We start from the raw sequence: 26254 nt of genomic DNA on the forward strand, positions 1-26254 counted from the left end.
ATGGCGAAACGACATTCTGTTGACGATGAGCTATCCGGTGCGCTGGCGATCCTGAACGGCATCGAGGTCGCGATTGAGGAATGGGCGCCGGAACCGGCGCAATCGCCCGTCGATATCGAGCCCGACAAGCCGGCCTTGGCCGAGGTGGCCGGTCAGACGCAGCAACCCGAGCCTGTGAGACGCGCTGATCCCGATGCCGCCGCCTTTGTCGCGAGCGTCGATCGTGCGGCAGGGCGGTCTTCTCCACTGGTGAATTTCATCCGCCATCTCGATGATGAGATTCAACGGATCATCGCGCAGGCGAACGATACCGAAATTCTGTCATTTCACGAAAAGCTCTTGCGCCGGCTGCATCTCAGCCGCACGCCACAGGATATGCACCGCCGAGACGGTGTGCTGGCCGGGCGACTTGTCACCGTCCTGGAACGGGCGGCAAGGCTGATTGCGGCGCTTGATACGCATCGCCGCATGATGAAATCGCAGCTGTCGCCGATCGAGACCGATCTCGTCATTCGGATCGAACAGACAAAATCGATCGGCGATGAGGCCGGTGCCATCGCCGATGCTGCTGAGCAGCTGACCAGCCGGCAGGATGTGGTCGAGGCCGCCATTCGTCACGAAGCCGACTGCAACAGCCTTTATCACAAACTCGCCATCGAGGCCGAGCGCGGCATCGTCGTGTTGCGCGCTCTGACGGGCGGGCAAAACCTGTCGTTTGCCGAACAGTTTTCAGCAGAAGCGCGCGCGGCATTTTCGCCGCTCCTGGCGCTCAGTGATAAAGGCATGCTTTCGATGCGCGAAGTCGAACGGCGCAAGCATGCCGTCGACCAGAGTTTTCTGCACCGCTTTAATCCCGCGCCGGTGCGGCGCGCAGAAGGCGAAACAACGACCGAACATACACCGCAGACAGAACAGGCACACGCCTGACATGACGGCCGACACAGGAGCAGCAACCGCTTATGTTTGAACAGATTCTCGCCTTTTTCCGGCGTCTCTTCACCCGCATCGGCTGGCCTTTCATGGCGGTGCGCGGCTGGTATGGGCGGCGTAACTGGACCATTCGCGGAACCGTTCTTGCTCTGTTGGCGCTCCTGATCGGCTTCTACGGCTATTTCTTCTACCAGACGCAGGTCTGGAGCGATTTCGATCCCGATTTCGTCGAGGCCTATCGCTGGTCGGAACGCACCGTGCCGGCCGGTCAGCAATTGACGACGCCGGCGCCGGCCAGTGTCGATGCACCGGCCGGTGCGGCAACGCCGCCGCGCCAGTGCCAGTCTTCCGCCATTGTCGATGTGGCCGCCGATCTCACCAACCGCAACGTCAACAGCAATGCCTGGATTTCGTCCATGCTGCTCTACCGGCTCGGCTTTTTCGGCGTCGACTGGGATCACACGCCGTTCTTCGACAACAAGGCGTCCTTCCAGCGCGGCGTCAACCAGGCCGTGCGTCGTACTACTGTGGAGCTGGTCGACAGCCTTGCGCGTGTGCGCGGCACGTCCGGCATCGACAATAATCTGCAGGATGCCCGCAACAATCTGCAGTTCGATGAATATGCCTGGTATTTCGGCCTGACGCCGTTTGGCCCGAAAACACCGACACCGAGCTATTATCGCGCGGCGATCAACAGTTTGAAGAAATTCAATGTCGATCTGGCCGCTTGCGTGACGACCTTCGACAGTCGCGCCGACAACCTCGTGCAATTCGTTGATCGTATCGCTAACGATCTCGGCAGCACGACCGCAATTCTGCGCGAGCGTTCGGAAAATCATAATGGCGGCTGGTTCGATACGCGCGCCGACGACCGTTTCTGGTTCGCTTATGGCCAGCTCTACGGTTATTACGCCGTGCTTTCGGCTGCCGGTGCGGATTTCAGCCAGGTCATTCGCGAGCGCAATCTCGGCCCGCTCTGGACCGATACGCTTGGCCAGTTCAAGGCGGCTTTGAAAATCCAGCCCTCGATCATTTCCAATGGACGCGAGGATGGCATGATCATGCCGACGCATCTGTCGACCATGGGTTTTTACATGCTGCGCGTACGCTCGAATCTCGTGGAAGTGCGTTCGGTTCTGGACCGCTGAGCCGAGACGCCGCTTTTGGGAGGGGCATTTCGGCAGTCCTGACAATCCTGCCGGTGGCGAATGTTCATCTGCCAAAAACAGAAAAGCCCGGCAATTCGCCGGGCTTTTCCGATCAGATCTGACAGATCAGATTAGAAGTCACGCTGCAGACGCAGGAAACCGTCCCAACGATCTCCGCCACCGGCGACGGCACTGTCGATATCGACATCGGTGTAGTTGACGGTGGCCTTGAAAGCGAGATTCTGGGTGATGGCGTAATCAGCCGTTACGCCGACGCGCCATGCGCTGCCGCCGTCGTAATCGCCAAGATCGGTCGTCTTGATCTTGTCCCAGTACTGGGCGCCCGGAGCAATCGACAGCTTGTCGCTGACCTTGAGGGCGTATTCAGCGCCGATCGTCCACTCGGAATAATCCCAGTAACGGTTCGGGCCGGTGGAATAGACACCGAAGACGCCGAGCGAGCCGGGGCCGATTTCAGCGGTCAGCGTGGATGCGATGACGCCGTCTTCGTTGTCGAATTCGTAGCCGCCGAACAGATCGATCGCGACGCCGCCGAACTTGGCAGCGAGTAGGCCGTTGACGCCGATTTCGTCCTGGCTATCGTCAGCGTCGGTCTTCCAGCCGGCTTCCGAATTGAAGGCATCTGCGCCGACATAGCCCATGAACGAGCCCGCCTCGAAGGTGTAACGGATACCGTTGTTCAGCGTGTCGGTGGCCTGGTAATCGATGGCGCCGCCGAGCGGGCCGTCGTCATGCAGAACGGTTTCGCCCGGGAGGCCCGTGTCGAAATAGTTGTAGAACTGACCGACGCGCAGGCCGCCGAGTTCGAGGTAGGTTTCCTCGAGGTAGAAATCGCTGCCGCGGCTAGAATCGTTGGTGTTGGCGCGCAGGGTCACGCGCGAGGCCAGCGTGCCGAGTTCTGTATCGGACTTGGCTTCCAGACGAAGCTGGGCGCGGGTGTTGGTGCGATAACCGCCGTCCTGAACCCGGCCGAGACCGTCGATGTCGAAGTCACTGCGGCCGCCGACTTCGGTGCGGACGTAACCGCCGATCTTCAGGCAGGTTTCCGTCCCCGGAATGTAGAAGTAACCCGTGCCGAATGCATCGCATACGCGAACATATTCCATGGGCTCCGGTTCAGCGGCGACGATAGCGTCGGCAGCCTGCGCACCCGTGGCGAATGCCAGGGCAGCAGCGGAGCCGGCCAGAAGGCTCTTGATGTTCATCAGTTGAACTCCAGTAAGGTAATATGGGCGCGAGAGAGTGCCCGATCTGATCCGAGTCGAAGCGGAGTTCGACGCAGTCCGGCCAGTGTACGAACGATCGTTCTTTTCTCAATCGCTGAATCCGCTTCAGGATCGGATCATCGGTTGTTTGCCGAGGTTCAGTGGCAAAAAAAACACAATGTGAGCGATTTGGCGCTCTCGCAAAATATGGCTATTTTGCGGCTTTTGCGCTGTGTTTCAGTCACGATAAGTGACCGCTCTGACGTGTGTGGTATTATGAAGGTCGCTTTGAAACTGAACGATCGTTCGTATTGTTGGCATCTGCTGCGATATGTCAAGCAGGCGATGACGGCCAGGTCCGTTCATCACCCGGCGTTGCGGGCAGCCGGGTATCGATCAGCCGCGATGGCCGGAGACCGTGTCGGCATGAGATCTCCACGTCGATCCTCACCGCCCTCATCCTTGGAAGGGCGGTTGTCGTCGTCTGTCTGCGTTAAACGCGTGGCAGGCCTTGCCAAGCACGTCGGGAGAGCGTGTTCAGGCCGGGTAGGAGGTGTAAACGTCCCGGATTTCCTCCAGGATTTCGGTTCGCTCCGCATCGGTCCAGGTGTGGAAATTGAAGCGTTCGATACAGCTGAACCCCGTCAGGGCAAAATAGGCCATTCGGGCCGCTTTCGGTTTGGGACCACTCGAGACGGCGGCAAGTTCGCTCGACATCCAGTTGCGCATGATCTGCTGCAGACGTTCGTCCCGTCCCAGAGACACGCTGACGGCCATGGCGATCGCCCGGTCTCTTTCATGCGGCCGCGTGCGTGCTGCCACCAGTCTGCCGAACAACTCGGCGTGAGAGGAGCCAGCGCCGGCGCAATCGCTCACATATGATGCCGTTGTCTGCTGGTCCTTGCGGATCTGGCGTTCAACCAGAGCTTCGAGAAGCGCGCATTTGGTCTTGTGGTCGTAGACGACCTGCGACTTGCTGACCCCTGCCTCCTTGGCAACGGAATCGATGGACAGGCTGGCGGCACCAGTACGCGAAATAACACGCTCGGCTGCGTCCAGAATACGCTCCGGATCAATTTTCCTAGGTCCCACTTATACGTCTAGCCCCTCATGTCTTTGATGCTACTTATAGCAGTTATGACAACGACTTGAATACGATTGCGCAAGTGATTTCAGTTTTGCCGCGCAATCACCGGATTTCTCCGCGCGAGGAGGGGCGTCCGATCGCTGCGGCGACCGGCTTCACTTCTCGTGGAGGGCATCGTCGGGACCCGGGCTGCCAAGCGGCCAGCGTTCGTCTGCGGAGACGAAGGCGGTGCCGCTGCGCCTCGGAAAAAATTCATAGGTGATGCCGACAACCTCGCCGGATGTGCCCGGTCTGTCGCGGAACGTGCCGACCGTGCGCAGAAAACGATAGTTTTCTTCTTCGGCTCCGACCCGAAAAATGCTGTGATAGGTGCGCTTGTCGACGCTGGCGCGCTCGAAGGTCGACATCATGAAATTGAGGTCGTCCGGATGGATCTGCGCCGATACCGCCGCCATGTTCATGGGGCCATCGGTGTGGTCGAGCCCGAACAGATCGCTGAAATCCTGGCTGCCGAACAGATGGCCGCTATCGAGATCCAGTCGCCACGAGCCAAATAGCCGGAAAGCGGTGACCAGTTCCATGGCCTCGGTATCGGTGATGCCGATTTCACGATGCTGATCGTTGTCGCGATGTTCCTGCTCGACCCAAAACGGCAAAACAGTGCTCCTTCATGCATGCCAGGTGCGGCTTCAGGCTATCAGCCGCAACCGGATGGCCTTAGCTACCAACTGCGTACGGTTGACGCAATCGAGTTTGCGGATCGCGTTGGTGAGGTAGGCGTTGATGGTGTGATCGGACAAGGAGAGGATATTGCCAATCTCGTTGGAGGTCTTGCCTTGCGAGGTCCAGCGGACCACTTCGAGTTCGCGGGCGGTCAAAGCCGGCACGGAGGGTCGGGGTTCGTTGCGACGCAGTCGGTCGAACACGTCGAAGGCGTGCAGCGCGATCATGCCGAGTTCATTCAGTTCGGCCTGGCTGAGCGGCGGCCGTGTGCCATCAAAACGCATGAGGAAGCGATTGCCATCGACCGAATGCAGCGGCATGGCGGCACTCGAGACGATTTCGAAACGACGTTGCAATTCCACCATCTGTGGATGGAATTCGAGATTGTGCTTGTCGTCGTGGTCGATCGACCAACTGACCGGAAGCGCCGACGTCAGAAGCAGCGGCGCGAGTGGGCAACGACGCATGAGGCGCCGCCGGTCGAATTCGCGGACATAATCCCGCGGCCAAGTGGTTTCGACAATCAGCGGTGCCAGAAGAATATCGTCCGGGTCCGGCGACGCGAGCAGCGTAACGTGCCGGAAGCCGAATTCCAGTGCGACCTTTTTCAAGGCGGAGATGACGTCCGGATGCGATTCCGACGAGGAAATCTCCTTTGTCAGAGCCGCCTGCCGTTCGAGCGTGATCATGGTGCTCCCAAAACCTGACACCCAGTTATGTTGGGGCGCAACGATTATACCAAAAATGATGTATTGCCAGCATAATTTTTCGAACTTAACGCACCGAAAAGAAGCTTGTTGGGCTTTTGCTCAAAATTTCTTGTTATTTCAGCGATTTATGTTGAGACAAAATAAGGAGTTTTCGCGACGATCGAGCGGTTTTCTATATTTGCGAAAATATAACGGGCGGCGATTCGTTCGATCATGTTTGTCGATTGCTTGATAGCCAAATGTGATTGATGGGGATGGCGTTCTGCCAAGCCTTGCCCTATCAGGCCGTTTCAGCGATTTTCCGCGCTCGCAGTCTTAAGGAGATACCACTTGCCGACCGTAGCTTCCGATATCGAAATCGCGCGTGCCGCCACCAAGAAGCCGATCTTCGAGATCGGTGCCCGGCTTGGCATCGCGTCAGAAGATCTCGTTCCTTACGGTCACGACAAGGCGAAAGTCAGCGCGGAATTCATTAACGCACAATCGAAAAAGCCGGATGGCAAGCTCATTCTTGTGACGGCGATCAACCCGACGCCTGCCGGCGAGGGCAAGACGACCACCACGGTCGGACTTGGCGACGGTCTGAACCGCATCGGCAAGAAGGCGATGATCTGTGTTCGCGAACCGTCGCTAGGCCCCTGTTTCGGCGTCAAGGGTGGTGCTGCCGGCGGCGGTTATGCGCAGGTCGTGCCGATGGAGGATATCAATCTCCACTTCACCGGCGATTTCCACGCCATCACCTCGGCGCACAACCTGCTGGCCGCGATGATCGACAACCACATCTATTGGGGCAATGAGCTCAATATCGATGTGCGCCGCGTCACATGGCGCCGGGTCATGGACATGAACGATCGCGCGTTGCGCCAGATCGTCGGTTCGCTCGGCGGCGTGTCGAACGGTTTTCCGCGTGAAGGCGGTTTCGATATCACGGTTGCTTCGGAAGTGATGGCGATCCTCTGCCTTGCCTCGGATCTGGAAGACCTCGAGCACCGTCTTGGCAATATCATCGTCGCCTATCGTACCGACAAAACGCCGGTGTTTGCCCGCGACCTGAAGGCCGATGGCGCCATGGCGGTTCTCCTGAAGGATGCCATGCAGCCGAACCTGGTGCAGACGCTGGAAAACAATCCGGCCTTCGTGCATGGCGGTCCGTTTGCCAATATCGCGCATGGCTGCAATTCGGTGATCGCCACAAAGACGGCGCTGAAGCTGGCCGATTACGTGGTGACGGAAGCCGGTTTCGGTGCCGATCTCGGCGCTGAAAAATTCTTCGATATCAAATGCCGCAAGGCTGGCCTGAAGCCGGATGCGGCCGTCATCGTCGCCACCGTGCGCGCGCTTAAGATGAATGGTGGCGTTGCAAAGGAAGATCTGGGTCGTGAAGACGTCGAGGCTCTGACGCGCGGTTGCTCAAACCTTGGCCGCCATGTCGCCAATGTCCGCAAATTCGGCGTGCCGGTCGTTGTCGCCATCAACCATTTCATTTCCGACACCGATGCGGAAGTTCAAGCGGTGAAGGATTATGTGGCGCATCTCGGCGCTGAGGCGATCCTGTGCCGCCACTGGGCCGAAGGCTCTGCCGGCATCGAGGAACTGGCCTGGAAGGTCGTGGAAATGGCACAGTCGGGCACGGCGAAATTCGAGCCGATCTATCCCGACGCAATGCCGCTGATGGAAAAGATCGAGGCGGTTGCAGCCAAGATCTATCACGCTGGCGAAGTGACGGCGACCAAGGCGGTGCGCGACCAGCTGAAGGCCTGGGAAGAGCAGGGGTACGGGGATCTGCCGGTCTGCATGGCGAAAACCCAATATTCCTTCTCGACGGATCCGACACTTCGCGGTGCGCCCGAGGGCCATGTCGTGCAGGTGCGTGAAGTGCGGCTTTCGGCCGGTGCCGGTTTTGTCGTTGCCATCACCGGCGAGATCATGACCATGCCCGGCCTGCCGCGTTCGCCGGCAGCGGAGCGGATCGTGCTGAACGAGCAGGGGTATATCGAAGGGCTGTTCTAGGCCCGTTGTCCACGCGCGTCGGAAAAATTGCCCCTCACCCTAACTCTCTCCCCGCTTGCGGGGAGAGGGGACGTGGCACACGTGGCTTGTATCTCTGGGGGTAAGCGGCGCGGCATGTTCCCCACTCCCCGTAGGCGGGGAGAAGGTGGCGGCAGCCGGATGAGGGGCAGCCGAAAAAGTCGTCACCTGCAATACCGGTACCCGTTTTTGCGATCCAGCACGTCGAGATGCAGGTGATCCTGATGGGTCGCATCGCTGCCGGGTGAAAGAACCGTCGAGAAATACAGGCAGGCGCTGGCCGTGGCGGTGCGCTGGAAGGCGCCTTCCAGTGTTGAATCCTCCTCGCGCGGTTTCATCTCGAATGTTTCGCCATTGTCGAGCTTGAAGGCGGCGACATCGATGGCGTTTCCGCGCGCATGTTCGGATACCTTGCCGCTTGAGGCGCTGTTGCGCAGGCGGCAGGCATAGGTTGAGCCGGGCACGATGCCGGTCACCCTGCGGCCCGGCATGGCGACACTCATGGCTGGCTGGACGTTGTCCTTCATCCAGGTGGCCAGCGCCTTGGCGGTTTCGCAGCGCATCTGCGCACCGCCGGTATCGACGCCGGGAAGAATTTCTTTCACCGCGATCGGCTGTTCGATGCCGCAACCGGGTTCTTCGCCTGTTATGGCGGGGATGGTTTCGAATTTGGTGCCAAGCGCGGTGATATCGGCAAGGCAGGCTTTCAGCTCTTCCGGGTCTTCCTTTTCGAGCGGTGGAGGCGGCGGGTTTTCGGCCTTTTCCTCTTCCTTCTTTTCGTCGTCTGTCTTGGGTTGATCGGCCTTGCCCGGTTCTGCGGTTTTTTGCTCGTCTTCTTTGGCAGCAGGCTTTTCGCCTTCCAGCTTTTGCTCTGCTTTGTCCGTGTTTTCCGGCTTTGCGGTATTTTCTGTCGGCGGCTCGGGTTTCGGCATTGGTTTTGGAACGTCTGCCGCTTCCGACTGTTCGGGAGAGGGCGCAGGATTTTCAGCCGGCACCGGTGTTTTTTCCGCAGTGTCAGGCATAGGCGGTTTGGTTTCCGGTGAGCCCGGTGCAGCGGTCTCCGCTGTTACCGGCTTTGTGTCTTCTGCCTCTTTTGCTGGTGAAGCGCTTTCTTCGGGCGGTGAGCCCGGTTTCGGTAGCGGCACAGGGACGGTCGCGAGTGCAGGGACAGATGGCGTCGCATTCCGTGTCTTGGCCGGGCGTGCGCGGCGGCGTTCTGACTGTTTCGATCGGGCAGACTGTTTTCTGGCGCCGATATCCTTCATGAAGCGGTCGAAGGCATTGATCGGCACCACGTCCGTTCGCTCCACGGCCTGCACCGGAGGGTGGGGTGGCATGGCAGCGCCGAAGCCAAACGGCAGACAGGCGAAAACACAAAGGATTTGCTTCATCCTTCATTGGTCCTTTCATCTTCGGGTGAGCCATTTTCGGACGCCCGGCGAGGAGGGGAACGCGAATGGCGCTGATTTGGTCGCATCCAAACGGCAATAAAATTGCGGCAGGAATCCGCTTGCATGGTTTTCAAAGCCACGCTAACAATTCGCCCCATGATGAACTCGATGAACATTGCTAACTGGTGGTGGGCACGCTGACGCGGCCTTGACCAGTCATGTCCATCGACAAGACGACGACAAGCCGCCCGAACCACGAGGCGGCTTTTTTGTTGAGCCGCCAACAGGATCGGGCAAAGTATCCGAGAGGCGAAATATGGTTACGGTTATCGAAGACGACGGTTCGGAAAGTTATTCGACGCGGGGCGGCATCAGTGTTCGTCGTCAGCGCAGGCCGGCTGAATATGCGACGGCGATCAGCAGTTATGTCGACCGACTGGACGAGCGTCGCGGTGCGGTGTTTTCCTCCAATTACGAATATCCGGGCCGTTACACCCGCTGGGACACCGCGATCGCTGATCCGCCGCTCGGCTTTTCCTCTAATGGCCGAAAAGTCTGGATCGAAGCCTATAACGGCCGTGGTGAAGTGCTTCTCGGTTTCGTTGTCGAGCGACTCGCAAAGGAACCGGAACTGACGCTCGGCGAGCGTTCCGCCCGCCGTCTCGACCTCACCGTCAACGAGCCGACCCGCGCCTTTACCGAGGAAGAGCGCTCGAAAATGCCGACCGTGTTTACGGTCCTGCGCGCCGTCGTCGATCTGTTTTATTCGGATGCGGATAGCGCCATCGGTCTTTTCGGCGCTTTCGGTTACGATCTCGCCTTCCAGTTCGATGCCATAAAACTGTCGCTCGCCCGCCCGGAAGACCAGCGCGACATGGTGCTTTTCCTGCCGGACGAAATTCTCGTCGTCGACCACCACGCCGCCAAGGCCTGGGTCGATCGCTATGACTTTTCGAAGAATGGCGTGACGACCGAGGGCAAGGATTCGGAGATCGCGCCCGATCCGTTCCAGCGCACCGATGTCATTCCGCCGAAGGGTGATCACAAGCCGGGCGAATATGCAGCGCTCGTCACCCGCGCCAAGGAAAGTTTTCGTCGCGGTGACCTGTTTGAGGTCGTGCCGGGCCAGAAATTCATGGAGCGTTGCGACAGCAATCCGTCGCAGATTTCCAACCGCCTGAAGGCGATCAACCCGTCGCCCTATTCCTTCTTCATCAATCTCGGCCATCAGGAATATCTGGTCGGCGCTTCGCCGGAAATGTTCGTGCGCGTGTCGGGCCGTCGCATCGAGACCTGCCCGATCTCCGGCACGATCAAGCGTGGCGAGGATGCGATCGCCGATAGCGAGCAGATCCTGAAACTGCTGAACTCCAAGAAGGACGAGTCCGAGCTGACCATGTGCTCGGATGTTGATCGCAACGACAAAAGTCGCGTCTGCGAGCCGGGTTCTGTCAAGGTGATCGGTCGTCGCCAGATCGAGATGTATTCGCGCCTGATCCACACGGTCGACCATATCGAAGGCCGTCTGCGCCCCGATATGGACGCCTTCGACGGCTTTCTGTCCCACGCATGGGCTGTGACCGTCACCGGTGCGCCAAAATTGTGGGCGATGCGCTTTGTCGAGCAGAATGAGCGCAGCCCGCGCGCATGGTATGGCGGCGCGATCGGCATGGTCGGCTTCAACGGCGACATGAATACCGGCCTGACGCTCAGAACCATCCGCATCAAGGACGGCATTGCCGAGGTGCGGGCAGGGGCGACGCTCTTGAACGATTCGAACCCGGAAGAGGAAGAAGCCGAAACCGAACTGAAGGCATCCGCCATGATTTCCGCCATCCGTGATGCGCGCGCCGGCAATTCCGGCAAGGTTTCCCGTGATGTCGCCAAGGTTGGCGAAGGGGTGAAAATCCTGCTGGTCGATCATGAGGATAGTTTTGTCCACACGCTCGCCAATTATTTCCGCCAGACCGGAGCTACCGTTTCGACGGTGCGCACGCCGGTGCCGCAGGAAATCTTTGACCGCATCGATCCCGATCTCGTCGTGTTGTCACCCGGTCCCGGCAATCCGAAGGACTTTGACTGCAAGGCGACCATCAAGGCAGCGCGCGCCCGTAACCTGCCGATCTTTGGCGTCTGCCTCGGCCTGCAGGCGCTGGCGGAAGCCTATGGCGGCGAGTTGCGCCATCTCGCCATCCCGATGCACGGCAAGCCGTCGCGTATTCGTGTGCTGGAGCCGGGGATTGTGTTCTCGGGCTTGTCCAAAGAGGTGACGGTTGGCCGTTACCACTCGATCTTTGCCGATCCGGCCACGCTCGACCGTGATTTCATCATCACCGCCGAAAGCGAGGATGGCACGATCATGGGCATCGAACATGCCAAGGAGCCGATTGCGGCCGTGCAGTTCCATCCGGAATCGATCATGTCGCTGGGCGGCGATGCCGGCATGCGGATGATCGAGAATGTCGTGGCGCATCTGGCAAGGAAACGCGAAACGAAGGCGGCGTGACCGGTTTCTGTACCTTTACGGGGATGGGAAACCGGGATGGCTGACCTAGATCCCTCTTAGATTTGACGGGGATCCTGCAATGCGCTCACGACTTTATTGCAAAATGCTGCTGGCAGCTCTGGCATTCGCGCCGCTGCCAGCGGCGGCCGAGACAAAGGCCGAACGTGTCAATACATTCGTTGATGTTCTCCGGCCCCTATACCCGGTGTTGCTGGGCAGTGTCGGGGTATGGGAAACCGATCCCCAACGGGTGGAAATCTTCGTCAGGAAAACGGCAACCGGCATTGCCGCCGTCGTGCCTGCCGATTGTGACGCTGCAAGGTTCAAAGAGGACAATTGCGGGCTCAAAATGCTGGTGCAGCCATCCTCATCGATGGCGCCGACCGTGCGCGAACGTGAACTCATCGCCCGCCAATCCTATCGTGCAGACGAGACGCCACGTCGCGGCGACATCATTCTGTTCGACACCAAGACGGCCTATTCTGACAAGCCCGTCACCTATGTGAAGCGGTTGATCGGCCTGCCGGGAGAGACGGTCGAGTTGAAACGTGGCGTCGTGTTCGTTGATGGACGTGCATTGTCGCAGTCCGCAACGGAGCAATCCTTCGAGGCGCGGGGAGGCGGTGCTGTTCGTGTCCTGACTGAAACGACGCCTGAGAAGCGCCGGTACAGTATTGGCATGACCGTAAAGCCGCCGTCGACCAAAACGGACGATGCCGGTCCGTTTCATGTGCCGGAGGGACATTATTTCGTGCTGGGCGACAACAGGCACAACTCGGCCGACAGCCGATATCCCGATCAGCTCGGTGAGAACGGTTTTGTACCGGCCGGTAGCGCCACAGGGCGTCTCGTTGCCATTGTTGCGTCAAAAGATGACACCCGAATTGGGCTTGTTGTCGAGTGAATACCGAATTTGCCAAAGCTGAAAAGAAATGAAGACGTGACGAGCGAAATCAACATCGAACCGATCGAAGAGAAACATGTCGAGGGTTTTCGCGAGGCCCTCGACATCGTTGCGCGTGAGCGAAAATACCTGGTGTTTCTGGAAGCGCCGCCCGTCGAGGCGATGCTGTCCTTCGTGCGCGGCAATATCGCGGCTGGCCATCCGCATATGGTGGCGGTTGTTGATAGCAAGGTCGTTGGCTGGTGCGATATTCGTCGTGGCTCGCGGGATGCGGAAGCCCATCGCGGCGTGCTCGGTATGGGCATCATCCCCGGTTATCGTGACCGGGGATTGGGTCGCAAACTGATACTTGCCACGCTTGAGGCTGCGAAAACTGCCGGCATGCACCGGGTGGAGTTGCACGCCCATGCCGACAATCTGCGTGCTATCGCTCTCTATGAGAAGGTCGGCTTCGTGCATGAGGGTGCTGCGCGCGATGCGATCATGATCGATGGTCGTTACATCGACAGTGTGCTGATGGCCTTGATCCTGGATTGAAGCCGCCGCCTGACCCTTTGACAAAATCCGTAACCTGAGCCATATCCACGTCAATTCGAAACCGCCGCCGCGAGACGATCTCGCTGTGGCGGTTTCGTCGTTTCAGGCATGGCGTTCTGCAAATCATTCGCAGACGCATTTGGGGATTTTTTGACGTGGTGAAGGAAGACAGGACCGTCGAGAGGCTGGCAATGTGGGGCATTCCGATCTCGATCGGTGTGCTGGGCCTCAAGCTCGGGGCGTGGTGGGTGACCGGTTCGGTGGCGCTGTTGTCGGACGGGCTGGAATCGCTGGTCAATGTGGCTGCCGCCTTCATCGCCTATTTCGTCATTCGTTACGCGCAGCGTCCCGCCGATCACGATCATCAGTTCGGGCACCACAAGGCCGAATATATTTCGGCGGTTCTCGAGGGCGTGCTGATCGTTGTTGCAGCTCTGCTGATCATTCAGGAGGCTTGGCAGGCGGTGATGCGGCCGGTCATGCCGGAGGCGCCGTGGCTTGGTCTCGGCATCAACGCCGTCGCGGGTGTGATCAATGCCGTTTGGGCAACCACGCTGATCCGCGCGGGCAGGGCGCATCGCTCTGTGGCCCTGACGGCGGATGGCCAGCATATCATGTCGGATGTGGTGACTTCGGCTGGCGTTTTTGTCGGTCTCGTTCTGGCTGTGGTGACCGGTTACGCCATTCTCGATCCGCTGCTCGCCATTTTTGTCGCCATCAACATCCTTTGGCAGGGTTACAAGGTCATCACCCATTCGCTTGGCGGCCTGATGGACAAGGCGTTGGAGCCGGAGGAAGAGGCAGCGGTGCGCGAGGCGATTACCACCCATTGCGGTGGCGCGCTTGACGTGCACGACCTCAAGACACGCCGGGCGGGTTCTGCCGCTTTCATCGATTTTCATCTCGTTGTGCCGGCCAAAATGACCGTGCGTGAGGCGCATGTCATTTGCGACCGCTTGGAAGATGCGATCAAAGAGGTTATTCCCGGCGCCACATTGGCGATCCATGTCGAGCCCGAGGGCGAACACGCGCATGGACAGACTGTCTCAATCGAAGGAATAGGCAAATGACGATGACGGATGTCAGCGGGCTGTCGCAGCTCGGCAAACAGGTGGATGCACCGAAAAGCCCGGAAGAAGCCGTGCTGGAACGTGTGCCCAACAGCAATCAGGGCATGGATTACGTGACGCGTTTCACAGCGCCGGAATTCACCTCGCTCTGCCCGATGACCGGCCAGCCGGATTTCGCCCATATCGTCATCGATTATATTCCCGATGCCTTTCTGGTGGAATCCAAGTCGCTGAAGCTTTTCCTGACGTCGTTCCGCAATCACGGCGCCTTTCACGAGGATTGCTCGGTCTATATCGCCAAGCGCCTTGTCGACCTCTTGCAGCCGAAGTGGTTGCGGATCGGCGCCTACTGGTATCCGCGCGGCGGCATTCCGATCGACGTCTTCTGGCAGACCGGCGATGTTCCGGCCGGCGTCTGGCTACCGGATCAGGGCGTGCCGACCTATCGTGGACGTGGGTGAGGAGCGGTCCGGCGCAGCCGGAGCAATCGATCCAGTGGATCGATTGCAGTGACGAACGCACCGAGCCCAAGCGAGGGGCCGGGATCGGTCGCCCCATTCTCCGAGACCAAAAGCGCCGGAAAGCATCTCTCCGGCGCTTTTCGTTTGTGAGATGACGATCAGACGTCGAGACTATCGTCGCTGCCGCTGAAATCGTCATCACTGTCATCCGACGCGCCATTGTCGTCGTAATCAGCTTGCTCGATATTGCCGTCATCCGAGGCTTGCTGTGCATCGCTATTGTCGGCACTATCGCCATAATAGTTGTTGATCACCGTTTCCTCGATCGGTGCGCCACCGAATGCCGCAGCACCTTCAGCCGGGGAACCCCAGCCAAAGCTGGAAACGTGATTGCTGAAGACACTGGAGAGGGAATTGGCGAGCAGCATGCCGCCGGCGACCCCTGCTGCCGTGCCGAGCGCACCACGCAGAAAGCTGCCGCCGGCAGATGGCGCATAGGATTGCCCGCCAAAAGACTGGCTGCCGCTCCATGGGCCGCTTGGCTGCTGTGGTGCACGATAGTCAGTGTTGTCGTAGCTGCTATTGCCGCGATAGGCCTGGTTCGGAACGGGAATGCGGTCGGGCCGCTCATTGCTCCACGGTCCGGCATTGCCGCTACTCTGCCGCGGCTGGTCGCTGTTGCCGAAAATCGAACTGAGGAAACCGCCGCCGCCCTGGCGCTGGCCGTTGCCGGCATTTTCCAGCTCTGCCACGCGCGCCTCAAGCTGCTGAATGCGGTGCGAGGCTGCCTCCAATCCCTTTTCCTGAACGATGACGGCCTGCGCGAGGTAATAGGTCGCATAAGGCTGACGGCGCGTCTGTTCGTCGATCAGTGTTTCCGCGTCTCGGTCGCGCGGGGTGGAGGATGCGGTCTGAACGCGGTCGAACAATGCGATGAGAAGCTGGCGTTCTTCGGGTGACATATCTGCCTCCTTGGCGGTGATATCCACCCATAAAATTAAGAAGGGATCGTGGCTTTTCAAAGCGACGATCCCTTACATTTCGGTAATCTGAAGGTCTGGTAATTGCCGGCTTAACCGAAGACCAGCGACAGGCCGAGCAGTGCGGTGATGACGCCAAGGCCGCGCGCAATATAGGGGCTGAAGCGGGCGATGCCGAGACCGAGCGCAATGCCGGCGACATGCAGTATTGCGGTGGCGATGACAAAACCGACGCCGAATTGCAGCGCACCGGCAGAGCCGAGTTCATCGCCATGGGCGTGGCCGTGGAAGAGCGCGAAAATTCCGACGATCGCAGCCGATGCGGCGACCGGCAGTTTGACCGCCATGGCGACGAACAGGCCGAGCGCGATCACCGATGCAAGTATGGCAGGCTCCACGAAGGGCAGATCGATGCCTGATACGGCAATGGCAAAACCGAACGCCATCGTACCGACGAACGCAGAGGGGACGATCCACAAGGCGCGTCTGACATCGCTGCCTTGCGCGATCTGGGCCGCCCAGAGGCAGACGGCGACCATGGTCAGGATATGATCCATGCCGAACAGCGGGTGCGAAAAACCCGCCATGAATGAGCCGTGCTCTTCGGGATTGAGATGCGCGAAGGCGGGTGCAGTGGCGCCTGCGAAAATGGCGGCGGTGAGAGAAAGACGTTTGAATATGGACATTATTGTTCCCCTTGATGCCCGAGCCGCGGAGAGGATGCTTGCGCAGTCGGTCTGTGGCCAAGATCAGGGAGATCGGATTTCGGCGTCCATGGGGAAAATGCCGGGGATAATCCAGCGACAAGGAATTCACCTTAAGCCCATTCGCACATTGTTTTAACGATGCGAACGCATTATGTCCGGTATCGACACGTCCATGCTGGAGACACTGATGAACGACGAAAACGACGACGACAAGACGAAGGAATTGCCGCTCGGCAAGGAGACTGAAGCCAATCTCTTCAAGTCCCGCTCGATCTTCATCTATGGCGGCATCACCCAGGAACTGGCGCAGAAGGTCTGCACCCAGCTGGTTGCGCTTGCTGCCGCCAGCGACGAAGACATCCGTATCTACGTGAATTCGCCAGGCGGCCACGTGGAATCGGGCGATTCGATCCATGATATGATCAAGTTCATCAAGCCGAAGGTCTGGATCATCGGTACCGGCTGGGTCGCTTCCGCCGGCGCGCTGATTTATGTTTCGGTTCCGAAGGAACGTCGTCTGGCGCTTCCGAACACCCGCTTCCTGCTGCATCAACCGTCCGGCGGCACGCGCGGCATGGTTTCCGACATCGAGATCCAGGCACGCGAAATCATCAAGATGAACCAGCGTCTGATCAAGATTTTCTCCAAGGCCACAGGCCAGTCGGAAGAAAAGATCGCCAAGGACATCGATCGCGATTATTGGCTCGGCGCCGAAGATGCCGTCGAATACGGTCTGGTTTCCAAGATCATCACGAGCCAGTCGGAAATCTGATCCGGCTCGAGATCGAGAGAACAAAAAATCCCCCGCCGGTTCTATCGGCGGGGGATTTTTTATGGTCGGTCGAAACGATGGTCAGGCAGACTGGCGGGCGTGGGAAAACAGGTCACCACGCTCGGCCTGCCAGTTTTCGGCAAACTCGACAAAGGCTTCGGCGGACATAGGTCTGGCAAAGGCATAGCCCTGCAACGCGTGACAGCCGAGATTGCGCAGGATGTCCACATGCGCCATCGTCTCGACGCCTTCCGCGACGATCTCAATGCCTTGGCTGCGGCCGATCTCGATGATCGATGCCACAAGACGGTGCTGCGAGCCGGAGGCCTGTAGCGGCATGATCAGGCGGCGATCGATCTTCAGACGTTTCGGGTCAAGGTCCAGCAGGCTGACGATCGAGGCATGGCCGGACCCAAAATCGTCGATCTCTATATCGATGCCAAGTTCCTTCAACTGGCCTATGACCGAGCGCAGTGCCTTGTCCTGACCGTCGAAAGAGATCGATTCCAGCAGTTCGAAGGACAGGCTGCCCTTGGGGACATTCAGACTTGCGACCTGTGCCAGCAGATTTTCGTCCTTGAGGCGCTGGGCAGAGATATTGACCGAGACATGCGGGATGTTCAGTTCGCGCGCACGCCAGCGGGTCGCCTGAAACAGCGCCTTTTGCAGGATGATGGCGTCTATATCGCCCGAGCGGTGAAGCCCTTCGGCAATGTCGAGGAACTTGTCGGGCGTGAGGATGCCGCGGGTCGGATGCTGCCAGCGCGCCAAGGCCTCGACGCCGACGATATCGAGTGTCTGCGCATCGAATTGCGGCTGGAAGAAAGGGACGATCTGGTCGTTTTCGATGGCGACCAGCAATTCGTCGGAACTGCGCTTGGTGTGGATGGCGGCGAGCAGCAGCTTTTCGGAAAAGATTTCGGCGCGGTTGCGGCCGCGTTTCTTGGCTTCGTAGAGGGCGACGTCGGCATTGATCAGCAACTGTTTCGGATCTTCGGCGGCAGCGGATTGCGCCGCCACCCCCGCACTGCAGCCGACATGGCATTCATGGCCGTCCACGATGATCGGACGGGCCAGAGCCTTCACAACGGCGCGTGCCAGATTGAGGGCGCGATCCTCCGCCTTTGGGCCACTGGTCACGAAAACGAACTCGTCGCCGCCGATACGCGAGGCAAATTCGTCTCCATGAAGAAGCGCCTGCAGCCGCTTTGTCGTCTGGCGCAGAACATCGTCCCCCGCAGCGTGGCCCAGCGTGTCGTTGACCTCCTTGAAGCGGTCGAGGTCTATATGCACGAAAGCGAGCCTGTCGCTTTCCGACGTCGTCGAAGAGGCATCCATGAACTGATCGAGAAAACGGCGGTTGGGAAGTCCGGTAAGGGCGTCGTGCAGCGACTGATGTTCCAGTGTCCTGCGCGCCGAACGCAATTCGCTGTTCTGCGCCTGAAGCTGTTCCTCTCGCTGCTGCAGCGTCTGGATATGGCCGTGGCGCTGGCGGATCAGAAACCCGACCCAGATCGTCGGCAGGAGTACGGTCAGGGCGACAAGGGCCGCGTAAATGTAAAGGCGGCCGATATCCCTGGGCGTCGCCTGCCAACCTGCCTTGGGGCGGGCCGCGAGATACCATGTGTCGTAACCGAGATCGATGCGGGTACGCACGACATCCTGCGAAAACAGAGCAGTGTCGCCAAAGAAGACGTCCTTTTCCTGAGGCACGGGGCGCCGGGCGATGGTGATATCCAGTTGCTGCCGCTCGGTATCGACATTGCTGTCGCGCAGCAGCCGGTCGATATCGATGACAGTCGAAACGACACCCCAGAAATGGCCGTTTGAGGAGAGGAAAACCGGATAACGGGCAAACAGGCCCTTGCCGCCCTGAACGAGCTTGACTGGACCGGCAATCGTCGTCGTACGTCTTTTCACGGCTTCGAGAACGGATGCCGACTGTTTTGGATGGGCGTTATAGTCCTGCCCGAGGATTTCGCGGTTTTCCGCAAGCGGATAGATCATCCGGACCACCAGATCCGGCGCTGCTGCCACATTTTTCAGCTGTGACGGATGGGCAAATATGTGCTCGGCAAGCTGGGCAAATTGCACCTGCGTGATCGAAGGATTGGCGGCGATATTCGCGACAAGGCCATGGATGAGATTGACGTTGCCGTGAATGTTGGTTTCGAGACTGGAGGAAACCTGCGCAAGCTGTTCTGAAGCCGAAAGTTTTTGCGCCCACATGTCGCGCTCGTATGCGTCCTGAACGGCGCGCACGATCCCCACCGCCACCACCGCCATGACCAGAATGGCCGGCACAATGTAGGCGAGGTGGTGAGAGCGGCCAGAAAACAAGTTTCTGAGCACGCGCGTGGACGGCAAAATATTCATTCAAATGTCCCGTTGAATATGCCGTCACTATGAGAAAAAGACTTTAATTTAGTCTGATCTTTATCTGTAGGAATTGGCATGCCGCAGGTTTAGGCGGTGCTTCCTGTGGATATACTCGCCCATTGGAAAGCAGCGGCAACGTACCCGACGTGACCATGCCGGACTTGCCTGCCATCAAATCCTGTGCTCCTGCTGTCTCCATCTAGAGACGGATCCCCCCGATGCTGAAAGACTTTTCCGTACCCGCTTTGCTGATGGGCCTGCTGACCGCGTTTGTCGGTTTCGTCAGTTCCTTTGCCGTTATCGTGCAGGGCCTGTCGGCCATGGGCGCCACGCCGGATCAAGTGGCGTCGGCGCTACTTGCCGTTTGCGTGGCGCAGGCCGTGTTGGCTGTATTCTTTTCGGTTCGCCACCGCATGCCGATCATGATGGCGTGGACTACACCGGGCGGCGCGCTTCTGGCCACGACCGGCATGATCGACGGCGGGTTTCCGGCGGCTGTCGGCGCATTCGTCATATGCGGCCTGCTGATCACGCTGACCGGTCTGTTTCCGCTGTTTGGCCGGGCCGTGCGAATGATTCCGACGCCGCTGGCCAATGCCATGCTGGCCGGCATCCTGCTCGGGCTTTGCCTCGCGCCGGTAAAGGCTGTGGCGTTCAATCCGTGGTTTGGCCTGCCGATCGTGCTGGCATGGATGCTGGTGGTAACCCGCTGGCGGCTCTGGGCGGTGCCCTCGGCTCTGGCCGCCTTTATCCTCGTGCTGATCTTTGGCGTTGACCTGCCGCCGGATGCGTTGGCGCGGGTCGGGGCAGCCATCCATCCGCAGCTGGAATTCGTGGCGCCGGTGTTTACATGGCACGGCGTCGTCTCGGTGGCGCTGCCGCTGTTCATCGTCACCATGGCATCACAGAACATTCCGGGTATCGCCATCCTCAAGGCGCATGGCTACGAGCCGCCACCGAGCCCGCTGTTTGCCTCCACCGGCGTGTTTTCCGCCATCATCGCCTTTTTCGGCAGCGTTCCCGTCAATCTCGCCGCCATCACCGCCGCGATGTGCGCCAGCGAAGACGCGCATCCCGACCCGAAGCGGCGCTATTGGGCAGCTGTTGTCGGCGGCAGCGCCTATATCGTACTCGGCCTGATCGCCGGTGGCATCATCGCCTTCGTGTCGCTGGCGCCGCCCATCCTGTTGCAGGCGGTGGCGGGGCTGGCCCTGATCGGCGCACTGTCGAATGCGGCGCATGCTGCTTTCCATGATCCGGCTGCGCGCGAAGCGGCGGCTATCACCTTTCTGGTGACGGCGTCGGGAACGACCTTTGCCGGCATTTCCGGCGCCTTCTGGGGGCTGGTGGCCGGTGGCTTCGTTCTGTGGTTGATGCGGTTCACCAAGGGGCGCCGCTGATGTTGCGATCTCTGGTCGCCTTGGCGCTGCTGGCGACCGCACTTGGTTTTGGCTGGTTGTTCATAGATCGCTACTGGCTCTGGCGGGATTGTATCGCGGCGTCACAGTCGAGCTGCGTGACGCCCGACGGTGCCAATCTGACGGCGGGCGGTGCGGTCTGGAGCTTGTTTTCGCTCGGTTTTCTGATCGTGTCGATCATCGTGTTTCTGAGAGGGCGGCGTCGATAGGCCGGTCGGGCGTACCAAAAGTCAAAAAGCCGTTCTTGCCACATCCATCACCCGCCGCTATAGATTCGCCCATGACCATGACAGGCGCGATCATGTTTGACCGTTTTGCCGCCCGCAGCACCGCTGCCGGGGCGACGGTTTTCGCGCCTCTCTCGCTTCTTAGCCTCGACCTTACACTCGGTTGCCGGGTCCGTTGAGGAGCGCCCGGCGGCCGACAAAGCCCGCCGGCGTAAGAGCTCCTCGCATCAAATCCCTGAAATGAAGTAGGACCATAAGGTCCAGCATCCGCAGTTTGCCGCCGTCGATGAACGGCATCGAGCCAACTGCTCCTGCGGATGAGACGCGAAGGACGAAAGACATGGACAGCAAGATTTCCGCATCCACCAAGGGCATGCAGTCGGCAGGCGTAAAGTACCGCGCCTATCCGGCCATCAATATTCCCGACCGCACATGGCCCTCCAAAACCATCGAAAAGGCGCCGATCTGGTGTTCGGTCGACCTGCGCGACGGCAACCAGTCGCTGGTCAACCCGATGGGCCATGACCGCAAGGCACGCATGTTCAAGCTGCTGCTGGACATGGGTTTCAAGGAAATCGAGATCGGTTTCCCGTCCGCCTCACAGACCGATTTCGACTATGCCCGCTGGTGCGTGGAAGAGGGGGGCGTGCCGGAAGACGTATCCTTGCAGGTGCTGGTGCAGTGCCGCCCGGAATTGATCACCCGCACTTTCGAAGCGCTGGAAGGCGCGCACAAGCCGATTATTCACTTCTACAACTCGACCTCGGAACTGCAGCGCCGCGTGGTGTTCGCCAAGGATGTGCATGGCATCAAGCAGATCGCCGTCGACGCCGCCAAGATGATCACCGACATGGCGGAAAAGGCCGGTGGCGGTTACCGTTTCGAATATTCCCCGGAAAGTTTTACGGGCACCGAGCTGGAAGTGGCTCTGGAGATCTGCAATGCCGTCATCGCCGAAGTGAAGCCGACTGCCGACAACAAGCTGATCCTCAACCTGCCGTCCACCGTCGAAATGGCGACGCCGAACATCTATGCCGACCAGATCGAATGGATGTGCCGCAACATCGACAACCGCGAAAACGTCATCATCTCGGTTCACCCGCACAATGACCGCGGCACCGGCATCGCCGCGACCGAACTGGCGCTGATGGCAGGGGCCGACCGTGTCGAAGGCACGCTGTTCGGCAATGGCGAGCGCACGGGCAATGTCGACGTGGTGACGCTGGCCTTGAACATGTTCACGCAAGGCATTGATCCGGAACTGGATTGCTCCGATATCGAGCGCATCAAGGACGTTTACGAATATTCCAACGAGATGGTCATCCCGGAACGTCACCCTTACGTCGGGGAGCTGGTCTACACGGCGTTTTCCGGCTCGCATCAGGATGCCATCAACAAGGGCATGAAGGCGATCAAGGTCGCCAACCATCCGATCTGGGAGGTGCCGTACCTGCCGATCGACCCGCAGGATGTCGGCCGTTCCTACGAGGCGATCATCCGCATCAACTCGCAGTCGGGCAAGGGCGGCATCGCCTACATTCTCCAGCAGGACTACGGCATCAACCTGCCGCGCAATCTGCAGGTGGAGTTCCGCGAAGAAATCCAGCGCATCACCGACGAAGAGGGCAAGGAGCTTTCTTCCAAGCGCATCTATGAGCGTTTCATCGAACGTTATGTCGAGCAGCCGCAGGGTCGTCTGAAATTCGTCGATCACCAGACCTTTCCGGCCGGTCTCGAACACAAGGGCGTGCGTGTCGTGTCCGCCGAGATCACCGACAATGGCGTGGTGAAGACGATCGAGGGCAAGGGGACTGGCCCGATCGACGGTTTCATCAACGCCCTGTCGACCTATCTCGGCATCGAACTGTCGGTGAACGACTATTCCGAACACTCGCTGCAGCACGGCTCGAACGCATCGGCCATCGCCTATGTCGATATGCAGCATCCGGGTGGAAAACTGTTTGGTGCCGGCGTCAACACCAATATCGTCGCGGCATCGCTGGAGGCGATCGTTTCGGCGGCGAACCGCGTGATTGCCGAGCGCTGATCGTCCAAGGCTTCACTTGAAAACGAAACGGCCCGGAATCGCTTCCGGGCCGTTTCGTTGTTTGGGTGATGATGGCTCAGATGCGGCCGGCGACTTTTGCCGCGATGCTGTCCAGATTGGCATCGGAGGAAGCGCCGGTGACGACATAATCCGTCTGGTCTCGATGCCAGGCGATCAGGCCGATATCGTCGCGGATCTGCTCGGCCATGTTCTGGTCGTTGCCGACGAGGTTGCGGGCGAAGCAGATCGAGATGATGCCGCCATCCTCATCGCGATAGACGAGTTGGCCAACCGGTTTGCCGGCGGCGGAGAAGAGGCGGCCACCGAGAAATTTGAGCTTGTCGGCGCTGAGGTCGGGGACGCGGAAGGAGACGCCGGTCGTGGCCATCAGCCAATCGACCAGATGCGGGCTGTCCGATGCCGGTACCTCAACGAGATGATCGGTCTGACGCGAAAAGACCCGGTGATGTGTGGCGATGTCTTCCAGCCAGCCGCTGGTAACCGGCATGGCAAGATCAGCGAATGTCTGCATTTGCGGGCGGCTGCCGATCATGTAGCCGATGCCGCCGGCGAAAAGCGCAACCATGACGCATCCCATGATGGCCTGACGGCGTGTCGGTTTGAACTGCAGTTGCGGGCGTTGCGCCTGCGGCAGGCGGACCGCCTTGCGCGGAGGTGTTGCCGTCTTGATGGTGCGCACCAAGGTCAGCGGAACCGGCTCGCGCAGAACTTCGGCAAAGGCATGCAGGCCGAATTCGTTGCCGCGGCGCAGCGTTTCCTGCGCATCGCGCACATGCGGATCATTGCCGGCCAGCAGGGCTTCGACCTCTATCCTGTCGGTATCGTTGAGTTCACCGTCAAGAGCGGCGGAGAGGCGCGAATCGTTGTTCAAATTCCGGGAGGAAGGCATCAGGCTCTCCGCTCGGCATTTTCGGCGACATGAGCGGAAAAATGCCGGCGTGCGATCGCGACATTGTCTGAGACCGCCTCCGCGGCAATTCCGAGGATCGCCGCCGATTCGGCGTAGCTATGGTCTTCGACGCAGACCAGAAGAAAGCTTGCCGCAGCACCTTCCGGAAGATCGAGGATGGCGTGATAGCCTGCAAATCCGTTGTGCCCAGCAGTGTCGTCGCTCGCTTGTTTGCGCTTCTTGGATTGCTCCAGCCATACAGCATGGATCAGCGAAAAAGCCCAGCTTTCAAGCCGGCTGCCGTTGTCGAAATGCGGTGCCTTCAAGACCGCGCGCAGACAGGCGTCCCCGACCAGTTCATCGACCATGTCCGGTTGCCCGCAGAGTGCCAGCGCGAAACGCCGAAGCCGCGGCAAAAGGGAAACAAGGTCGCGTCTGATATCTGTCAGGTCAGGCTGCAGGGTCATGTCCGTCCGATGCGTTGAGTGATGGTGATGGCATGCGAATGGGGAGAATTTGCGATATAAAAACACCGCTGGCTTTCGCCAGGCTGTCATGATGATGGCAGGGGCACCACTTGCGGCATTGGTATCGGCGTTTCCCTCGGGTCGTGTCCGTAAAACAGCCGGGTGTGATCGAGTGCGATTGCATCCGCGGTTTCGGTCAGGCCGTGGCGCTCGCAGATCAGGTTCCATGCACCGGGTTCGCCGGTCAGCGTGAAGAGATTGTAGGCGGCACGGGGTTTGTGACCGCCGGGGCCTTGCGAAGCCGATGCAATGCCGACGACCGGTATCTGCCCACCGCTATGCGTTTTCAGGAAATAGACAGTGTCGAGATGGGTGTGCCCGTGCAGGATCAGTTCGGCGCCGCCCATGGACATGGCTGCGTTGAAGCGGCGTATGCCGATCATCCGCTTGTGGCGGGCGGCGGCCCCCCTGATCGGCGGATGGTGGATCATCACCACGCGAAACAGGCCTTCGTCGCCGGCTTTTTTCAGCAGTTCAACGGTTTCGCGTGCCTGCCGGGCGCTGAAAAACCCGGTGGCAGAAAACGGAGGCGTGGCCAGCGAGGTGGAACAGCCGATGATGGCGATCGGTCCGCGGCGACGGTAGGTCGGGAAAACGTGGTCGTCGTCCGGCCAGTCTTTTGGACTGTCGTCGCCGGCGATAAACGGGTACCAGCGTTTTACGGACTTGTCGTGGGCGCCGGGCACATATGCATCGTGATTGCCGGGCACGACGGTTGTCGCAAGTGGTTCGCCGACGCTTTCCAGCCATTCGCCTGCCAGGCGGATTTCGATCTCAGTCGCAAGATTGACGAGGTCACCGGTAATCATCAGGTGGTCGGGATGATGGTCCCGGATATCGCTGAGGAGGAGGTCGAGCGTGTTGACGAGCAGATGCTTGCGCCGATTGCGGTGCCAGTTGATGAAGCCCGTTATCCGCTTGGAAAAAAGCTCGCGCAAGGTTAACTGCGGAAGCGGCCCGAGATGGATGTCGGAAATATGCGCGAACCTGTACATGGGGTCATGACATAGGGCTGTCCGGCCCAAGGAGCAAGCGTGATGAGTGATGAAGGCGTACCGGAAATTTCCCGTAAAAGCACACGGATCATGGTGTGGCTGCTGCATCGCTATTTTCTTTTGACACGCAGCATGACGCTGGGGGTGCGGGCCGCCTGTTTCGATGAGGAGGGCAGGGTGTTTCTCGTGCGCCATACTTACTTGCCGGGCTGGTATCTTCCTGGCGGCGGCGTGGAGCGCGGTGAGACGATGCGTGCTGCGCTTGTCAAGGAATTGCGTGAGGAAGGAAATCTGGAAATTCTTGGGAATCCGCAGCTTTTTGCCAGTTACTTCAATCGTAATACAAGTAAGCGCGACCATGTACTTATGTATCGTGTAAATGTCAGGCAGACTTCCGCGCGTTTACCTGACAAGGAAATAGCCGAAAGCGGTTTTTACTCGCTCGACGCTTTGCCCGACGGCGTGACCAAGTCGACCGTGAGGCGGATAAAAGAATTGTCGGGTGCCGCCGAAGTGGATGACTACTGGTAGGATATTTAAGGCGATAAACATTCACCTACCGGTTGCTTGC

Annotated in this window: 25 protein-coding genes; 14 read left to right on the forward strand and 11 right to left on the reverse strand. The window is 59.4% G+C overall.

The window, feature by feature from the left end:
- A complete protein-coding gene (locus ACRQ1B_RS03940; RefSeq protein WP_432292359.1) occupies positions 1 to 927 on the forward strand; it encodes a hypothetical protein in 927 nt (308 codons plus the stop codon).
- A gap of 32 nt (positions 928 to 959) precedes the next feature.
- Entirely contained in the window at positions 960 to 2078 is a 1119-nt protein-coding gene (locus ACRQ1B_RS03945; RefSeq protein ID WP_432292360.1) for a DUF2333 family protein, read from the forward strand.
- Between the two features lie 131 nt (positions 2079 to 2209).
- Here the strand turns inward: ACRQ1B_RS03945 and ACRQ1B_RS03950 are convergent, their stop codons facing one another.
- The 4 genes from ACRQ1B_RS03950 to ACRQ1B_RS03965 form a co-directional block, all read right to left on the reverse strand.
- A complete protein-coding gene (locus tag ACRQ1B_RS03950) occupies positions 2210 to 3304 on the reverse strand; it encodes a porin (protein ID WP_432292361.1) in 1095 nt (364 codons plus the stop codon).
- Between the two features lie 537 nt (positions 3305 to 3841).
- Positions 3842 to 4396, reverse strand: coding sequence for a TetR family transcriptional regulator (locus ACRQ1B_RS03955; RefSeq protein WP_432292362.1), 555 nt, complete (start codon positions 4394 to 4396; stop codon positions 3842 to 3844).
- 150 nt (positions 4397 to 4546) lie between these two features.
- Positions 4547 to 5047: a PAS domain-containing protein gene (locus ACRQ1B_RS03960; protein ID WP_432292363.1), complete on the reverse strand. Its 501-nt coding sequence runs from the start codon at positions 5045 to 5047 to the stop codon at positions 4547 to 4549.
- Positions 5048 to 5080: 33 nt separating this feature from the next.
- A complete protein-coding gene (locus ACRQ1B_RS03965) occupies positions 5081 to 5803 on the reverse strand; it encodes a helix-turn-helix transcriptional regulator (RefSeq protein ID WP_432292364.1) in 723 nt (240 codons plus the stop codon).
- 351 nt (positions 5804 to 6154) lie between these two features.
- On the opposite strand from ACRQ1B_RS03965, the gene ACRQ1B_RS03970 reads away from it, so the two are divergent.
- Positions 6155 to 7834, forward strand: a complete 1680-nt coding sequence (locus tag ACRQ1B_RS03970; RefSeq protein WP_432292365.1) for a formate--tetrahydrofolate ligase — start codon at positions 6155 to 6157, stop codon at positions 7832 to 7834.
- A 182-nt stretch (positions 7835 to 8016) separates the two neighbouring features.
- Here the strand turns inward: ACRQ1B_RS03970 and ACRQ1B_RS03975 are convergent, their stop codons facing one another.
- Entirely contained in the window at positions 8017 to 9243 is a 1227-nt protein-coding gene (locus tag ACRQ1B_RS03975; protein ID WP_432292366.1) for an extensin-like domain-containing protein, read from the reverse strand.
- A 316-nt stretch (positions 9244 to 9559) separates the two neighbouring features.
- Between ACRQ1B_RS03975 and ACRQ1B_RS03980 the strand changes: the two genes are divergently transcribed.
- From ACRQ1B_RS03980 to queF, 5 genes are all read left to right on the forward strand, one after another.
- Positions 9560 to 11749 carry an anthranilate synthase gene (locus ACRQ1B_RS03980; RefSeq protein WP_432292367.1) on the forward strand — a complete coding sequence of 730 codons (2190 nt, stop codon included), beginning with the start codon at positions 9560 to 9562 and terminating at the stop codon, positions 11747 to 11749.
- A gap of 79 nt (positions 11750 to 11828) precedes the next feature.
- The gene (lepB, locus tag ACRQ1B_RS03985) at positions 11829 to 12653 is read left to right on the forward strand and encodes a signal peptidase I (protein ID WP_432292368.1); all 825 of its coding nucleotides are present in this window, start codon (positions 11829 to 11831) and stop codon (positions 12651 to 12653) included.
- Between the two features lie 36 nt (positions 12654 to 12689).
- Positions 12690 to 13190 (forward strand): GNAT family N-acetyltransferase, encoded by a 501-nt coding sequence (locus tag ACRQ1B_RS03990; protein ID WP_432292369.1) that lies wholly within the window; start codon positions 12690 to 12692, stop codon positions 13188 to 13190.
- A 191-nt stretch (positions 13191 to 13381) separates the two neighbouring features.
- Entirely contained in the window at positions 13382 to 14260 is an 879-nt protein-coding gene (locus ACRQ1B_RS03995; protein WP_432293801.1) for a cation diffusion facilitator family transporter, read from the forward strand.
- The gene (queF, locus tag ACRQ1B_RS04000; RefSeq protein ID WP_432292370.1) at positions 14257 to 14721 is read left to right on the forward strand and encodes a preQ(1) synthase; all 465 of its coding nucleotides are present in this window, start codon (positions 14257 to 14259) and stop codon (positions 14719 to 14721) included. The genes ACRQ1B_RS03995 and queF overlap by 4 nt, the downstream gene beginning before the upstream one ends.
- A 158-nt stretch (positions 14722 to 14879) precedes the next feature.
- Here queF and ACRQ1B_RS04005 read toward each other — a convergent pair whose 3' ends face one another.
- Both ACRQ1B_RS04005 and ACRQ1B_RS04010 read right to left on the reverse strand, forming a co-directional pair.
- Positions 14880 to 15683: a DUF2076 domain-containing protein gene (locus tag ACRQ1B_RS04005; protein ID WP_432292371.1), complete on the reverse strand. Its 804-nt coding sequence runs from the start codon at positions 15681 to 15683 to the stop codon at positions 14880 to 14882.
- A 110-nt stretch (positions 15684 to 15793) separates the two neighbouring features.
- The gene (locus tag ACRQ1B_RS04010) at positions 15794 to 16381 is read right to left on the reverse strand and encodes a HupE/UreJ family protein (RefSeq protein ID WP_432293802.1); all 588 of its coding nucleotides are present in this window, start codon (positions 16379 to 16381) and stop codon (positions 15794 to 15796) included.
- Positions 16382 to 16595: 214 nt separating this feature from the next.
- On the opposite strand from ACRQ1B_RS04010, the gene ACRQ1B_RS04015 reads away from it, so the two are divergent.
- Entirely contained in the window at positions 16596 to 17180 is a 585-nt protein-coding gene (locus ACRQ1B_RS04015) for an ATP-dependent Clp protease proteolytic subunit (RefSeq protein ID WP_432292372.1), read from the forward strand.
- An 81-nt stretch (positions 17181 to 17261) separates the two neighbouring features.
- Here ACRQ1B_RS04015 and ACRQ1B_RS04020 read toward each other — a convergent pair whose 3' ends face one another.
- Positions 17262 to 19556, reverse strand: a complete 2295-nt coding sequence (locus ACRQ1B_RS04020; protein WP_432292373.1) for a bifunctional diguanylate cyclase/phosphodiesterase — start codon at positions 19554 to 19556, stop codon at positions 17262 to 17264.
- Between the two features lie 221 nt (positions 19557 to 19777).
- Between ACRQ1B_RS04020 and ACRQ1B_RS04025 the strand changes: the two genes are divergently transcribed.
- The 4 genes from ACRQ1B_RS04025 to leuA all read left to right on the forward strand — a co-directional run bounded on the left by ACRQ1B_RS04025 (position 19778) and on the right by leuA (position 23251).
- Positions 19778 to 20959 (forward strand): benzoate/H(+) symporter BenE family transporter, encoded by a 1182-nt coding sequence (locus tag ACRQ1B_RS04025; RefSeq protein WP_432292374.1) that lies wholly within the window; start codon positions 19778 to 19780, stop codon positions 20957 to 20959.
- Positions 20959 to 21186, forward strand: coding sequence for a hypothetical protein (locus ACRQ1B_RS04030; protein ID WP_432292375.1), 228 nt, complete (start codon positions 20959 to 20961; stop codon positions 21184 to 21186). The genes ACRQ1B_RS04025 and ACRQ1B_RS04030 overlap by 1 nt, the downstream gene beginning before the upstream one ends.
- Before the next feature lie 71 nt (positions 21187 to 21257).
- Positions 21258 to 21383: a hypothetical protein gene (locus ACRQ1B_RS04035; protein WP_432292376.1), complete on the forward strand. Its 126-nt coding sequence runs from the start codon at positions 21258 to 21260 to the stop codon at positions 21381 to 21383.
- Positions 21384 to 21544: 161 nt separating this feature from the next.
- Positions 21545 to 23251, forward strand: a complete 1707-nt coding sequence (leuA, locus tag ACRQ1B_RS04040; RefSeq protein ID WP_432292377.1) for a 2-isopropylmalate synthase — start codon at positions 21545 to 21547, stop codon at positions 23249 to 23251.
- Positions 23252 to 23327: 76 nt separating this feature from the next.
- Here leuA and ACRQ1B_RS04045 read toward each other — a convergent pair whose 3' ends face one another.
- The 3 genes from ACRQ1B_RS04045 to ACRQ1B_RS04055 all read right to left on the reverse strand — a co-directional run bounded on the left by ACRQ1B_RS04045 (position 23328) and on the right by ACRQ1B_RS04055 (position 25683).
- Complete coding sequence (locus tag ACRQ1B_RS04045) at positions 23328 to 24161, reverse strand: anti-sigma factor family protein (protein ID WP_432292378.1); 834 nt, start codon at positions 24159 to 24161, stop codon at positions 23328 to 23330.
- On the reverse strand, positions 24161 to 24628 hold the full coding sequence (locus ACRQ1B_RS04050; protein WP_432292379.1) for a sigma factor: 468 nt from the start codon (positions 24626 to 24628) through the stop codon (positions 24161 to 24163). The genes ACRQ1B_RS04045 and ACRQ1B_RS04050 overlap by 1 nt, the downstream gene beginning before the upstream one ends.
- An 86-nt stretch (positions 24629 to 24714) precedes the next feature.
- On the reverse strand, positions 24715 to 25683 hold the full coding sequence (locus tag ACRQ1B_RS04055; protein WP_432292380.1) for a metallophosphoesterase family protein: 969 nt from the start codon (positions 25681 to 25683) through the stop codon (positions 24715 to 24717).
- Positions 25684 to 25725: 42 nt separating this feature from the next.
- Here ACRQ1B_RS04055 and ACRQ1B_RS04060 point away from each other — a divergent pair, with 42 nt between their 5' ends.
- Positions 25726 to 26214, forward strand: coding sequence for an NUDIX domain-containing protein (locus ACRQ1B_RS04060; RefSeq protein ID WP_432292381.1), 489 nt, complete (start codon positions 25726 to 25728; stop codon positions 26212 to 26214).
- Positions 26215 to 26254: the final 40 nt, after the last annotated feature.

The organism is Endobacterium panacihumi, from assembly GCF_050847465.1.
In the GTDB taxonomy this organism is placed as follows: Bacteria; Pseudomonadota; Alphaproteobacteria; order Rhizobiales; family Rhizobiaceae; genus Neorhizobium; species Neorhizobium panacihumi.